A 12,508-nucleotide genomic window follows, 5' to 3' on the forward strand; every position below is an offset into this window, starting at 1 on the left:
GCGGGCGCCATGCTCTACGACGCCGCGCGCATCTGCCGGCCCGGCCCGGACCTGTTCGACCCCACGGCCTATGGCGACCGCGCCGAAGCCGTGGCGGCCGGAGGCCGCCAGGCGGCGTGGTTCGTGCGCGACGACTTCGGCGAGGGCGTGCTGCGCCATTACCGGCGCGGGGGCATGGTCGCCCGCGTCAGCGACCGCAGCTACGTCTGGCTGGGCGCGGACCGCACGCGCAGCTTCATGGAGTTCCGCCTGCTGGAGTCGCTGTCGGCCCAGGGGCTGCCGGTGCCCGCGCCCGTGGCGGCCGCCTATTGGCGCCGGGGCCTGGTCTACGAGGCCGCCATCATCGTCGAGCGGCTGCCCGACGTGCGGCCGCTGGCCCTGCTGCTGGACCGGGAGGTCTGGGACGCCGCGGCCGGCGCCGTGGCGCGCCTGCACCAGGCCGGCGTCTGGCACGCCGACCTGAACGCCTACAACATCCTCGTCGACGGCGAGGGCAAGGCCTGGATCATCGATTTCGACCGGGGGCGGCAGGGCGGCGCGTCGGCATCGGCCCGCGCCGGCAACCTGCGCCGCTTGCGCCGGTCCCTGGAAAAGGTCGGCGGCGCGGACGGCGTGGCCTTCTACGACAGGCTGGCCGCCTCCTACCGGCGCTACATGGCCAGCCAACCCGACTGACGCGGGCCGTAAAAACCCATTATCATTTTGCTTTTGGCGCGCCAGGGGAATCGGGCTGCGGCAGGTCTACAAACTTTCAAGGCAAGGGGCCCTGGATGAAAATCAATGCGGGTATCCGCTACGCGGTTGGGGCGGTGCTGGCGGCCGCGGTCATGACGACGGCCCATGCCCAGGAAAAGGTCGTCAACGTCTATAACTGGGCCGAATACACCGCGCCCGACACCATCCCCGGGTTCGAGAAGGCGACCGGCATCAAGGTCCGCTACGACGTCTACGACAACAACGACACCCTGCAGGCCAAGCTGCTGACCGGCAAGTCCGGCTACGACGTCGTCGTGCCGTCCACCCACTACGCCGCGCGCCAGTTGCAGGGCGGCCTGTTCCAGAAGCTGGACAAGTCCAAGATCCCGAACTGGAAGTACCTGGATCCCGACCTGATGGCGCTGGTCGCCACGGTCGACCCGGGCAACCAGTACCTGGTGCCCTGGGGCTACGGCACCAACGGCCTGGGATACAACGTCACCAAGGTCCAGCAGATCTTCGGCAAGGACGCGCCCCTGAACAGTTGGGACATGCTGTTCAAGCCCGAGAACGCCGCCAAGCTGAAGGATTGCGGCATCTCCATGCTGGACGAAGCCGCGCAGGTGTTCCCGGCGGTCCTGCACTACCTGGGCAAGGATCCCAACAGCAGCAATCCGGACGACTACAAGGATGCGCTGGAACTTTTGAAGAAGATTCGTCCCTACATCCGTCAGTTCAGCTCGTCGGGCTATATCGACGAACTGGCCGTGGGCGACCTGTGCATGGTCTACGGTTTCTCGGGCGACGTCATGATCGCGCGCAAGCGCGCCAAGGACGCCAAGCAGCCCTACGACATCAACTACTACATCCCCCAGGGCGGCGCGCCGGCCTGGTTCGACGTGATGGCCATCCCGAAGGACGCCCAGCACGTGGACGAGGCGCTGGCTTTCATCAATTACATCGAGACCCCGCAGGTGCACGCGGCCATTACCAACACCATGTTCTATCCCAATGCCAATAAAGAGGCGCGCAAGTACGTGGTGAAGGACGTCGCGGACAATCCCATGATCTATCCGCCCCCGGACGTCGCCAAGACGCTTTACGTGATCAAGCCGCAACCGGTCAACATCCTGCGTTTGCAGACCCGCATGTGGGCCGAACTGAAGTCCGGAAGATAAGCCATCATGAGCGATAGCCGTTATCCGGCGCAGCACACGGCGGATCCGGACGAGTTCGTCCGGGTGACCGACCTGGTGAAGATCTTCGGCGACACGGTCGCCGTCCGTTCGGTCAGCCTGAACGTCAAGCGCAACGAAATCTTCGCGCTGCTGGGCAGCTCGGGCTGCGGCAAGTCGACGCTGCTGCGCATGCTGGCGGGCTTCGAGGAAGCGACCTCCGGCCAGATCCTGCTCGATGGCGAGGACATCACGGCGGTGCCGCCCTACCGGCGGCCGGTCAACATGATGTTCCAGTCCTACGCCTTGTTCCCGCACATGTCGGTCGAGGCCAACGTCGCCTTCGGCCTGAAGCAGGAGGGCGTGGACCGCGCCGAGATCCACGACCGCGTGTTCGAGGCGCTGGACCTGGTGCAGATGGCCGGCTATGCGCGGCGCAAGCCGCACCAGTTGTCCGGCGGCCAGCAGCAGCGCGTGGCGCTGGCGCGCAGCCTGGTCAAGCGTCCCAAGCTGCTGCTGCTGGACGAGCCGATGTCGGCGCTGGACAAGCAGATACGCCAGAAGACCCAGATCGAACTGGTGCGTATCCTGGAGCAGGTCGGCGTGACCTGCATCATGGTGACGCACGACCAGGAAGAGGCCATGACCATGGCGCATCGCCTGGCCGTGATGACCGAAGGCCAGATCGTCCAATGCGGCGCGCCGCAGGACGTCTACGAGTTTCCCAATTCGCGCTTCGTCGCCGGCTTCATCGGCAGCACCAACCTGTTCACCGGCACCATCGTGGTCGACGAGCCCGATCACGTCGCCATCGAAAGCGAAGCGCTGTCGCGTCCGCTCTACGTCAGCCACGGCGTCAGCGAGCCCCTGGGCATGCAGGTGCACGTCTCGATCCGGCCGGAGCGCATCGTCGTGTCGCGCGAACGCCCGCAAGCCGAGCACAACTGGGCGCACGGCATGGTCACGCACATGGCCTGGATGGGCAGCTACGCGCTGTACCAGATCCGCCTGGATTCCGGCGCGCAGATCGAGGCCAGCGTGCCGCGCCGCGTGCTGGCGCAAAGCGACGCGCCGTCGGTGGGCGAGGAAGTCCACGCCAGTTGGGGCGCCGACAGCGCGACGGTGCTGCCTTCATGATGCGCCGCCTGCTGCCGTCGGGACGCACGCTGGCGGTGATCCCGCCTTTCCTGTGGCTGGTGCTGTTCCTGCTGGTGCCTTTCCTGCTGGTCCTGAAGATCAGCCTCGCCGATCTCCAGTTCGGCATCCCGCCCTATACCTCGCTGCTGGAGTACAAGGACCAGGCGCTGCAGTTCAGCCTGCACCTGCGCGGCTACGCGCTGCTGTTCACGGACAGCCTGTATTTCGCGACCTACCTGAACTCGGTGAAGATCGCCGCCATCAGCACGCTGGCCTGCGTGCTGATCGGCTATCCCATGGCGTACTACATCGCCCGCTCGGCGCCCGCCACGCGCAACATCCTGCTGCTGGGGGTGATCCTGCCGTTCTGGACCTCGCTGCTGCTGCGCGTCTATGCGTGGGTGGGCATATTGCGCAACGACGGCCTGCTCAACAAGTTCCTGATCTCCCTGGGCATCATTTCCCAGCCGCTGGAGATCTACCGCACCGACCTGGCGGTCTATATCGGCATGGTCTATTCCTATCTGCCGTTCTTCATCCTGCCGCTGTACGCCAACCTGGTGAAGATGGACCTGCGCCTGCTGGAAGCCGCCTACGACCTGGGCGCCAAGCCCTGGCAGGCTTTCTGGCGGATCACCGTGCCGCTGTCGCGGCCGGGCGTGATCGCCGGCGCCATGCTGGTCTTCATTCCGGCGGTGGGCGAATACGTGATCCCGGAGATGCTGGGCGGGGCCAATACGCTGATGATGGGCCGCGTGATGTGGAGCGAGTTCTTCAACAACGCCGACTGGCCCATGGCGGCCTCGGTCACCTGCGTCATGGTGCTCCTGCTGCTGGTGCCGCTGGCGCTGTTCCAATACAACCAGGTCCGGCAGGCCGACGCGACGCGGGAGGGCAGGCGGTGATGCTGCGTCCCAATCCCGTGTTGCGGGCCCTGGCGCTGGGCCTGGGCTTCCTGTTCCTGTACGTGCCCATCCTCAGCCTGGTGGTGTTCTCCTTCAACGATTCGCCGTTGGTGACCGCGTGGTCGGGCTTCTCGTTCAAGTGGTATGCCTCGCTGTTCCACGACGATGCGCTGCTGAGCGCGGCCTGGCTGTCTTTCCGCGTGGCGGCGCTGGCGGCCACGGCGGCCACCGTCATCGGCACCTGGGCCGGCTACGTGCTGGCGCGCATGGGCCGTTTCCGCGGCTTCTCGCTCTACCTGGGCATGCTCAGCGCGCCGCTGGTGATCCCGGAAGTGGTGGTCGGCATTTCGCTGCTGCTGATGTTCGTCGAGGTGCGCAGCCTGGTGGGCTGGCCCGACAATGGCGTGTTCACCATCTGGGTCGGCCACACCACCTTCGCCATGGCCTTCGTGGCGGTGATCATCCAGTCGCGGGTGCGCGACCTGGACCGCTCGCTGGAGGAGGCCGCCCTGGATCTCGGCGCCACGCCGCTGCGGGTGTTCTTCGTCATCACGCTGCCGCTGATCGCGCCGGCCCTGGCGTCGGCCTGGCTGCTGTCCTTCACGCTGTCGCTGGACGACGTGATCCTGTCTTCCTTCCTGTCCGGCCCGGGCTACACGACCCTGCCGCTGGAAGTCTTTTCGCGGGTGCGGTTGGGCCTGAAGCCCGAGGTCAACGCGCTGGCGGCCTTGTTCATCCTGGCCGTCGGCATCTGCGTGGTCGTCGCCAACCGCCTGCAACGCCGCAAGGAGCTGTCTTCATGAAGCAAGTCGTTCTCTATGGTCTCAAGCAGTGCAGCACGTGCGTGAAGGCGCGCACCTGGCTGGACGAACATGGCGTCAGCCACGAGTTCATCGACTACCGCGACCATCCGGTGGCGCCGGCCCTGCTGAAGGACTGGGCCAAGCAACTGGGCGGTTGGGAAAAACTGGTCAACCGGACGTCCATGACCTGGCGCGCCCTGCCGGAGGAGCGCCGCGGCGCGTCCACCGACGCGCAGTGGCTGGCGCTGATCAAGGAATTCCCGGCCCTGGTGCGCCGCCCCGTCAGCGTCACGCCGGACGGCACGGCGGCGGTGGGCTTTTCCGAGAAGCGCTACGGCGAACGGTTCGCCTGAAGCGCGGACGACTCGGACGACGCGGATGATCCGGATGACGCGGACGACGTGGACGACGTGGATGACGCCGACGGCAGGCGCGGCGTGAAGGCGCCGAACGGCGACGCCGCCTACGCCTACCGTTCCGACGCGGTCGTCGGCCGGCCGCTGCCCGACGCCTTCTTCAACCGCGACGCGGGCCAGCTCGCCCGCGAACTGATAGGCATGGTGCTGCGGCGGCGCAGCGGCGGGCTGTGGCTGGCGGCGCGCATCATCGAGACCGAGGCCTATTACCTGGAAGAGAAGGGCAGCCACGCCTCGCTGGGCTATACGCACAAGCGGCGCGCCCTGTTCATGGACGGCGGCGTCATCTACATGTACTACGCGCGCGGCGGCGATTCGCTGAATTTCAGCGCGGCCGGCCCCGGCAACGCGGTGCTCATCAAGTCGGGCCATCCGTGGCTGGACGACGTTTCCGGCGAGGACGCCCTGGCGCGGATGCAGGCCCTGAACCCGGACGCGCGCGGCGCGGCGCGGCCGCCCCAGCGGCTGTGCGCGGGCCAGACCCTGCTGTGCCGCGCCCTCGACCTGAAGGTGCCGGAGTGGGACGGCCAGGGCTTCGATCCGGGCCGCCTGTTCGTCGACGACGTCGGCGCCCGGCCGGCGCGCCTGCTGCGCACGACGCGCCTGGGCATTCCGCCGGGCCGCGACGAACATCTGCATTACCGTTACGTGGATCCCGCCTATGCGCCGTTCTGCACGCGCAATCCGCTGCGGCGGGGACAGGTGGCGGACAGGGACTATGCCTGGGTCACGCGGGGCGGGAGGCCTTGCAGGGGTCAGGCCATGTCGACCTGACCCCGTCCGGCCTGTGTCTCGGCGCTTCGCGCTCTTTCCCTACCCGGGGTCCCTACTCGGAGATCGTGCCGGCGATGCGTGCCCGGTGCGCGCGCGCGGCGCGGGCCTTCAGGCGTTCGATCATGGCTTCGACCTTGCGCTGGATGCGGCGGCGGTTCAGGCTTTTGCTGAGCGCGTAGATCGGCACGGCCTGCTTGGAGCCGAAGCCGTCGATCAGGTACAGCCCGCTCTCGCCCTGGGCGTTCTGGCCCATGACGATGTTGCGCGCCGAAATGTCGTTGAGGATGATGTGATGGTCGGCCAGCGAGTCGAAGAAGAACGCCAGTTGGCGCGTCAGCTCCGGCGCCAGGTAGCCGTCGCGCTTGACGACGTCCTCGACCGTCGGCGCCAGGCCGCCCGCGCCGTCGGAAATCTTCTCCACCAGCACGCCCAGGCCCTGCGAGGTCTCGGCCAGGCCCACCACGCGGGCCATCGGAATCTGCCAGCGGCCGGCGGCCGCGTTATGCGCCGCCGCGTACTCGGCCAGTTCGTGGATGTAGGCGCTGTAGGCGCCTTCGCGCTGGAACAGCGTCTTGGTCAGGCGGCGCCAGGGGTGCTTGCTCATCGTCTGCGCGAACGCGCGGCGGTTGACCACCTTGACCAGCAGATTGGGTTCATACGGGTGCTGGTAGACGCTGCGCTCCGTGCCGGAGGCGATAGGGACGAGCTCGTCCAACTGCAGGGTGCCGAAAGGCAATCCATGGCCGGGAACGTGCGCTGGCAGAGGAGCGGTCTGGGCGGCGTTTCGATGCCGCGGCAGCGGGACTATGCTCATAAGGTCGAAGGGGGTCGGCACAACAAGCAAAATGTGCTGCCACCTATTTGTGACGAAAATTCTACGGTGACCGTAGTTTGAACTCGATGCGGCCTCAGGTGAAGGAAAATCTGACAGTTCTGTGGCGTTATTCCCACATAATCAGACCAATATGACCGCATTTACGGCCGAAATGGCTGTAATTATTCCGATTGTTCCATTTTGGAGGCCTTTTGCCCAAGTTACCCCTGGATATCGTCGTCTGGCTCAGCCTGGCCGCCGCGCTGTTGGCGGCCCTGCTGGCGGGTTTGGCCTGGCGCCGGCGGCCCGCCGCGGACGAGCGGCTGGATCTCCTGCTCGCCGGCCTGGAGAGAATCGAAAAGACCGTGCGCGCCGACCTGGCCGACAACCAGCGCGGGCTGCGCGAGGAATTCGGCGCGGCCGACAGGGCCTTGCGCCAGGAGCTGGGCCATAGCCACGAGGCCTTGCGCGGCGCCCTGGGGCGCGACGCGCAGGCGGCGCGGGTGGAGGCGGCGGAATCGCTGGACCGCTTCGCGGGCCAGTTGCGGCAGGAGCTGCGCAACCTCGTCGACCTCAACGACCGCCGCCTGCTGGAAGTGCGGCAGACGGTCGAGCAGCGGCTGGCCGCCTTGCAGGCCGAGAATGCCGCCAAGCTGGAGGAGATGCGCCGCACGGTGGACGACAAGCTGCACGCCACGCTGGAGCAGCGGCTGGGCGAATCGTTCAAGCTGGTCTCGGACCGTCTGGAGGCCGTCCACAAGGGGCTGGGGGAAATGCAATCCCTCGCCGCCGGCGTGGGCGACCTCAAGCGGGTGCTGACCAACGTCAAGTCGCGCGGCACCTGGGGCGAGGTCCAGTTGGCCCGGCTGCTGGAAGACACCATGACGGCCGAGCAATACGGCCGCAACGTCAAGCCCGTGCCCGGCAGCGACGCCATCGTCGAATTCGCCATCCGCCTGCCGGGACGGGGCGAGGGCGGCGAGCCGGTCTGGCTGCCCATCGACGCCAAGTTTCCCAAGGAAGAATACGAGCGCCTGATGGCGGCCGAGGAAGCGGCCGACGCGGAGGCCGCGCGGGCCGCCGGCGCGGCGCTGGCGCGCGCGGTGGAGATACAGGCCCGCCTGATCGCCGACAAGTACATCGCGCCGCCGCACACGACCGACTTCGCCATCATGTTCCTGCCCACCGAGGGCCTGTACGCCGAAGTGCTGCGCCGCCCGGGCGTGCTGGACCGCCTGCACGACCTGCGGGTCAACGTGGCCGGGCCCGGCAACCTGGCCGCCTTGCTCAACAGCCTGCAGATGGGCTTCCGCACCCTCGCCATCGAGCGCCGTTCTTCCGAGGTGTGGCAGGTGCTGCGGGCGGTGAAGACGGAGTTCGGCCGTTTCGGCGAATCGCTGGCGGCGGTCAAGCGGACGCTGGAGACGGCGGGGAACAAGATAGGGCAGACGGAAGTGCGCACGCGCGCCATGTTGCGTAGCCTGAAGCAGGTGGAGTCCCTGCCGGAGGACCAGGCGGCGCGCCTGCTGGGGCAGCGCGGCGAGACGGAGGAGGGTGCGGAGGGCTAGTGTCCATGCGTGTTCTTCGCAAATGGGTGTTCTTCGCGCGCGCAGCCCGCGCCAGCCGGATGTTCCCCCGATTCTGCTAAATTGCGGGCTCGCGGTCCGCCGGCGCGGATCGTCCGCCGTCCTTTATTCCGTTTTTTTGAGCCTCCCGCCATGCTTTCCCAGCAAGAATTGAAGCAGCAGGCCGCCGACGCGGCCCTGGAAATCGTCGAACAGCTTGCCGGCCCCGACGTCGTCATCGGCGTCGGCACCGGTTCCACCGCCGACCTGTTCATCGACGGCCTGGCGCGTTTCAAGGGCCGCGTGCGCGGCGCAGTCGCCAGTTCCGAACGCAGCGCCAAGCGCCTGCAGGGGCACGGCCTGGCGGTGTTCGACCTGAACGACATCGACCGCATGCCCGTCTACGTCGACGGCGCCGACGAGATCGACGCCCGCCTGCACATGATCAAGGGCGGCGGCGGCGCGCAGACCCGCGAGAAAATCGTCGCCTCGGTGGCCGACCGTTTCGTCTGCATCGCCGACGAATCGAAGCTGGTCGAACGCCTCGGCGCCTTCCCGCTGCCGGTGGAGGTCATCCCGATGGCCGTCGCCGCCGTGTCGCGCACGCTGGCCAAGCTGGGCGGCCGCCCCGCCGTGCGCCAGGGCTTCACGACCGACAACGGCAACGTCATCCTGGACGTGTCCGGCCTGGTCATTACCGACGCGCCGGCCCTGGAACTGGAGATCAACAACATCCCCGGCGTGGTGACCTGCGGCCTGTTCTCGCGCCCCGGCGCGGACCTGGCGCTGCTCGCCACGCAGAACGGCATCCGGCGCCTCAGCCGGTCCTGATCGTTCCCCCGGGGGCCGCGCCGACCGGGCCGCGCGCGGGAGCGGCCCGATCGGTTCATAATCCTGTCATAAACAAGTCATAACCTTCCGGGCGACGCTGATACACGGCAGCCAGCCCGGCTGCGCGCGAGGCGCATACATCAAGCCCTTAAACCGCTGGGAGCCCGGATGACCGAGCATACAAACAAACAATTCGACGCCGATCTGGAAGCTGTCCGGTCGCAATTCCTCGCGATGGGCGGGGTCGTCGAGGTCATGATCCAGGAGTCCGCCGAAGCGTTGACCAACGGCGATACGCTGCTCGTCGACAAGGTTCGCGAGCGCGAGAAGGAAGTCAACCGCTACGAAGTCGACATCGACCAGCGCATCAGCCAGATCCTGGCGCGCCACCAGCCCACCGCCATCGACCTGCGCACGTTGATGGCCGTGTCCAAGATGCTGACGGACATGGAGCGTTGCGGCGACGAAGCGGAGAAGATCGCCACCGTGGCCCGCCGCATCCATGACGACGAAGTGCGCTACACGCCCAGCGTGGACCTGCGCCACATGGCCGACGCCGTGCGCGAAATGCTGCGCCAGGCGCTCGACGCCTTCGCCCGCCTGGACGCCGTGCAGGCCGCCGCGGTGGTGCGCAGCGACAAGGGCGTGGACAAGGAATGGAAGGCCGCGCTGCGCCAGTTGATCTCGTACATGATCGAGGACCCGCGCACCATTTCCCCCTCCATCGACGTGATCTTCGTGGCGCGCGCGCTGGAGCGCATCGGCGACCACGCCAAGAACATGTCGGAACGGGTCATCTACATGGTGCGCGGCGCGGACGTGCGCCACACCGGCGCCAAGAACACCGAGCGCCAGGCGCGCGGCGAAGAGGAAACCCCGAAGGCGCAGGACGCGACCGACGCGCAAGCCTGAACGCGCCGCGTTTCCTCATGGGCGCTGCCTGCGCGCCAGCGCCCACAACAGCCCGCACACCGCCAGCGATGCCGCGAGGTTGTAAAGCATTCCCGCGACGAAGGCCGAGGCGTAGCGGCCGGCCTGCGTCGCCGCGCCGTCGCCGCCGGCCAGCGCCGCCCTGAACAGGATGCCGACCGCGGCCACGCCCAGCGCCGCGCCGACCTGCTGCACGGTCGAGATCACCCCGGACGCCATGCCGGCCTGGGCCTGCTCGACGAAGCCCAGCACCAGGTTCAGTAGCGGCGTCATGATGGCGCCCTGGCCCACGCCGACCGCCAGCAGCACGGGAATCAGCCGCGCCGGCGCCGGCGCCAGCGACGCGCCCGCCGCGTGCACCTGCGCGATCAACACGCCGATCGACACTGCATAGACCGCCGCGCCCACGATGATGGCCGCCGTTCCCCGACGCGCCACCAGCCGCGGCATCGCCAGCGATGCCGCCACGAAGCCCACGCTGCACGGCGCGAAGATGCTGCCCGCCGCGAAGGGGTCGAGCCCCAGTCCCGTCTGCGCCAGCAGGGCGAAGCACAGGAAGAAGGAACTGGAGGTGGAGTAGACCAGCAGCACCAGCGTCGCGCCCAGCGCGAAACGGCGTTGCGCGAGCAGGCGCATGTCCACCAGCGGCAGCCGTCCCGCCATCCTGCGCCCTTCCTGTTGCCGCCAGAACCCCGCCAGCAACGCCGCCGCCGCGCACGGCATCGCCAGGCTCCAGGCCGGCCAGCCCTGGCCCGGCCCTGCGATCAAGGGCACCAGCAGGCATGCCAGCCCGGCGCTGGCCAGGGCCACGCCCCCCCAATCCAGCGCCGCCCGGCGCGGCGCGCGCGATTCCGGGATGCAGCGCGCGGCGGCGATGGCGAACAGGCCGATGGGGACGTTGATGAGGAAGATGTTGCGCCAGCCCAGTCCGAACAGGTCGGCGTGCACCAGCCAGCCGCCCAAGACCTGGCCGGCGATGGCGGCCAGGCCCAGCGTCATGCCGAGCAGGCCGAAGGCGCGGCGGCTGTCGTCGCCGGCGAAGTTGACGCGGATGGAGGCGTAGACCTGCGGAAACAGCAAGGCGGCCGCCAGTCCTTGCAGCACCCGCGCGCCGATCAGGAAGCCCACGCCGGGCGCCAGGCCGCACAGCGCGGAGGCGGCCGTGAAACCGGCCATGCCGGCGGCGAACAGGCGGCGGCGCCCGAACAGGTCGCCCAGCCGTCCGCCCGTGATCAGCAATACGCCGAAGGCCAGTTCATAGCCGACCACGATGAAGCCGACCTGCGCGAAGCTGGCCCCCAGCCCGGCTTGCATGCCGGGGATGGCGACGTTGACCACGAACAGGTCGAAGATCGTCACGAAACCCGCCAGCAGAAGGACAGCCAAGCCACGCCAAGGGGCGGCGGTATTGGCGCCGGCGTTGGCATTGGCGCAGACGTCGGCATCGGCGCCCGTCCCGGCTTCGGCCGAAGCTGCGTCAGGGGCAGTCACGGGATTGAGGCCACCCGCAGGGCCGGGCGAGGTCGGAAGAGAAGGGGACGTCGTATTCGCGCGCATCTGGTGTTGCCGAAAGGAATAACGCGCGCATTCTCGGCCGCTTCTTAAGCCATTACAATTTAACTGTTTATGCTGTTACTCAAAGCAATCGGATAGACGATGCGCACCCTGGAACGCACCCGGCAGGAACTGGCCGACTTCCTGCGGGCACGCCGCGAACGGCTGTCGCCCGCGGACGCGGGCCTGCCCAGCGGCGGACGGCGGCGCACGCCGGGCTTGCGGCGCGAGGAAGTCGCCGCGCTGGCGGGCGTCGGCGTGACCTGGTACACGTGGCTGGAGCAAGGGCGCGAGATCGGCGTATCGGCCGCTTTCCTGGATAACCTGGCGCGCGTCCTGAAACTGGACGCGGCCGAGCGCCGGCACCTGTTCCTGCTGGCCCACGAACGCCTCCCGGCCGAGCCGGGCAAGACCTGGTGCGTGGCGCCGCCGCTGGTGCTGCGCCTGATGCACGACCTGGCCCCGCACCTGGCCTACGTGCTCAACCTGCGCTGGGACGTGCTGGCCTTCAATGCGCCGGCCGATCGGCTGTTCGGCTTCGGCGCGCAGCCGCCGGGCCGGCGCAACCTGCTGTGGCTGCTATTCACCGATCCGGTCCTGCGCGAGCGCGTCGATGCCTGGGAAGCGCAGGCGCCGCTGATGCTGTCCAGCTTCCGCCGGGATTTCGCGCGCGCGCCGCGGGAGTCCGATATCCACGAACTGGTGGCCGAACTGGAGAAGGTTTCGCCGGAATTCAAGGCGGAGTGGCGCAAGCACGAGGTTCACGCCCCGTGCACCGGCATGAGAAGACTGGTGATCGACGGCCGGGCCGAGCCGTTCGAGCACACCTCGTTGACGATCGACGGGGAGCGGGGACTGCGGCTGGTGGTCTATGCGCGCCAGCGCGACGGCGCTGCCCCGGAATAGCC

General features: G+C 68.1%; 13 protein-coding genes. 11 read left to right on the plus strand and 2 right to left on the minus strand.

Translation table 11 applies throughout. The features are described 5' to 3' along the window. Positions 1–9: 9 nt before the first annotated feature. The 7 genes from CAL29_RS09825 (at position 10) to CAL29_RS09855 (ending at position 5,906) form a co-directional block, all read left to right on the plus strand. Complete coding sequence (locus CAL29_RS09825) at positions 10–675, plus strand: 3-deoxy-D-manno-octulosonic acid kinase (RefSeq protein ID WP_094852881.1); 666 nt, start codon at positions 10–12, stop codon at positions 673–675. A 95-nt stretch (positions 676–770) separates the two neighbouring features. After that, on the plus strand, positions 771–1,874 hold the full coding sequence (locus CAL29_RS09830) for a polyamine ABC transporter substrate-binding protein (protein ID WP_094852882.1): 1,104 nt from the start codon (positions 771–773) through the stop codon (positions 1,872–1,874). Between the two features lie 6 nt (positions 1,875–1,880). Next, positions 1,881–3,008, plus strand: coding sequence for an ABC transporter ATP-binding protein (locus CAL29_RS09835; RefSeq protein ID WP_094852883.1), 1,128 nt, complete (start codon positions 1,881–1,883; stop codon positions 3,006–3,008). Next, a complete protein-coding gene (locus tag CAL29_RS09840) occupies positions 3,005–3,913 on the plus strand; it encodes an ABC transporter permease subunit (protein WP_373559725.1) in 909 nt (302 codons plus the stop codon). Before CAL29_RS09835 ends, CAL29_RS09840 begins: the two co-directional genes overlap by 4 nt. Continuing rightward, positions 3,913–4,716, plus strand: a complete 804-nt coding sequence (locus tag CAL29_RS09845) for an ABC transporter permease subunit (RefSeq protein ID WP_094852884.1) — start codon at positions 3,913–3,915, stop codon at positions 4,714–4,716. Before CAL29_RS09840 ends, CAL29_RS09845 begins: the two co-directional genes overlap by 1 nt. Further along, on the plus strand, positions 4,713–5,069 hold the full coding sequence (locus CAL29_RS09850) for a Spx/MgsR family RNA polymerase-binding regulatory protein (RefSeq protein ID WP_094852885.1): 357 nt from the start codon (positions 4,713–4,715) through the stop codon (positions 5,067–5,069). Before CAL29_RS09845 ends, CAL29_RS09850 begins: the two co-directional genes overlap by 4 nt. Positions 5,070–5,216: 147 nt before the next feature. Continuing rightward, entirely contained in the window at positions 5,217–5,906 is a 690-nt protein-coding gene (locus tag CAL29_RS09855) for a DNA-3-methyladenine glycosylase (protein WP_094853996.1), read from the plus strand. 52 nt (positions 5,907–5,958) lie between these two features. Here the strand turns inward: CAL29_RS09855 and CAL29_RS09860 are convergent, their stop codons facing one another. Beyond that, entirely contained in the window at positions 5,959–6,642 is a 684-nt protein-coding gene (locus CAL29_RS09860; RefSeq protein ID WP_256977322.1) for a PhoP regulatory network YrbL family protein, read from the minus strand. 290 nt (positions 6,643–6,932) lie between these two features. Between CAL29_RS09860 and CAL29_RS09865 the strand changes: the two genes are divergently transcribed. The 3 genes from CAL29_RS09865 (at position 6,933) to phoU (ending at position 10,028) form a co-directional block, all read left to right on the plus strand. Continuing rightward, complete coding sequence (locus tag CAL29_RS09865) at positions 6,933–8,288, plus strand: DNA recombination protein RmuC (protein ID WP_256977323.1); 1,356 nt, start codon at positions 6,933–6,935, stop codon at positions 8,286–8,288. A gap of 150 nt (positions 8,289–8,438) precedes the next feature. Beyond that, positions 8,439–9,116, plus strand: a complete 678-nt coding sequence (gene rpiA, locus CAL29_RS09870; RefSeq protein ID WP_094852888.1) for a ribose-5-phosphate isomerase RpiA — start codon at positions 8,439–8,441, stop codon at positions 9,114–9,116. A 168-nt stretch (positions 9,117–9,284) separates the two neighbouring features. Continuing rightward, positions 9,285–10,028 carry a phosphate signaling complex protein PhoU gene (gene phoU, locus CAL29_RS09875; protein WP_094852889.1) on the plus strand — a complete coding sequence of 248 codons (744 nt, stop codon included), beginning with the start codon at positions 9,285–9,287 and terminating at the stop codon, positions 10,026–10,028. Positions 10,029–10,043: 15 nt separating this feature from the next. Here the strand turns inward: phoU and CAL29_RS09880 are convergent, their stop codons facing one another. Next, the gene (locus tag CAL29_RS09880) at positions 10,044–11,537 is read right to left on the minus strand and encodes an MFS transporter (protein ID WP_256977324.1); all 1,494 of its coding nucleotides are present in this window, start codon (positions 11,535–11,537) and stop codon (positions 10,044–10,046) included. A gap of 165 nt (positions 11,538–11,702) precedes the next feature. On the opposite strand from CAL29_RS09880, the gene CAL29_RS09885 reads away from it, so the two are divergent. Then, entirely contained in the window at positions 11,703–12,506 is an 804-nt protein-coding gene (locus CAL29_RS09885) for a helix-turn-helix transcriptional regulator (protein WP_094852891.1), read from the plus strand. Positions 12,507–12,508: the final 2 nt, after the last annotated feature.

The organism is Bordetella genomosp. 10 (genome assembly GCF_002261225.1).
GTDB lineage: Bacteria > Pseudomonadota > Gammaproteobacteria > Burkholderiales > Burkholderiaceae_B > Bordetella_C.

Bases quoted from the DNA above. Each gene is read 5' to 3' on its own strand.
- CAL29_RS09825 (WP_094852881.1), top strand. From the start codon at position 10: ATGCTCTACGACGCCGCGCGCATCTGCCGGCCCGGCCCGGACCTGTTC.
- CAL29_RS09830 (WP_094852882.1), top strand. From the start codon at position 771: ATGAAAATCAATGCGGGTATCCGCTACGCGGTTGGGGCGGTGCTGGCG.
- CAL29_RS09835 (WP_094852883.1), top strand. From the start codon at position 1,881: ATGAGCGATAGCCGTTATCCGGCGCAGCACACGGCGGATCCGGACGAG.
- CAL29_RS09840 (WP_373559725.1), top strand. From the start codon at position 3,005: ATGATGCGCCGCCTGCTGCCGTCGGGACGCACGCTGGCGGTGATCCCG.
- CAL29_RS09845 (WP_094852884.1), top strand. From the start codon at position 3,913: ATGCTGCGTCCCAATCCCGTGTTGCGGGCCCTGGCGCTGGGCCTGGGC.
- CAL29_RS09850 (WP_094852885.1), top strand. From the start codon at position 4,713: ATGAAGCAAGTCGTTCTCTATGGTCTCAAGCAGTGCAGCACGTGCGTG.
- rpiA (WP_094852888.1), top strand. From the start codon at position 8,439: ATGCTTTCCCAGCAAGAATTGAAGCAGCAGGCCGCCGACGCGGCCCTG.
- phoU (WP_094852889.1), top strand. From the start codon at position 9,285: ATGACCGAGCATACAAACAAACAATTCGACGCCGATCTGGAAGCTGTC.
- CAL29_RS09885 (WP_094852891.1), top strand. From the start codon at position 11,703: ATGCGCACCCTGGAACGCACCCGGCAGGAACTGGCCGACTTCCTGCGG.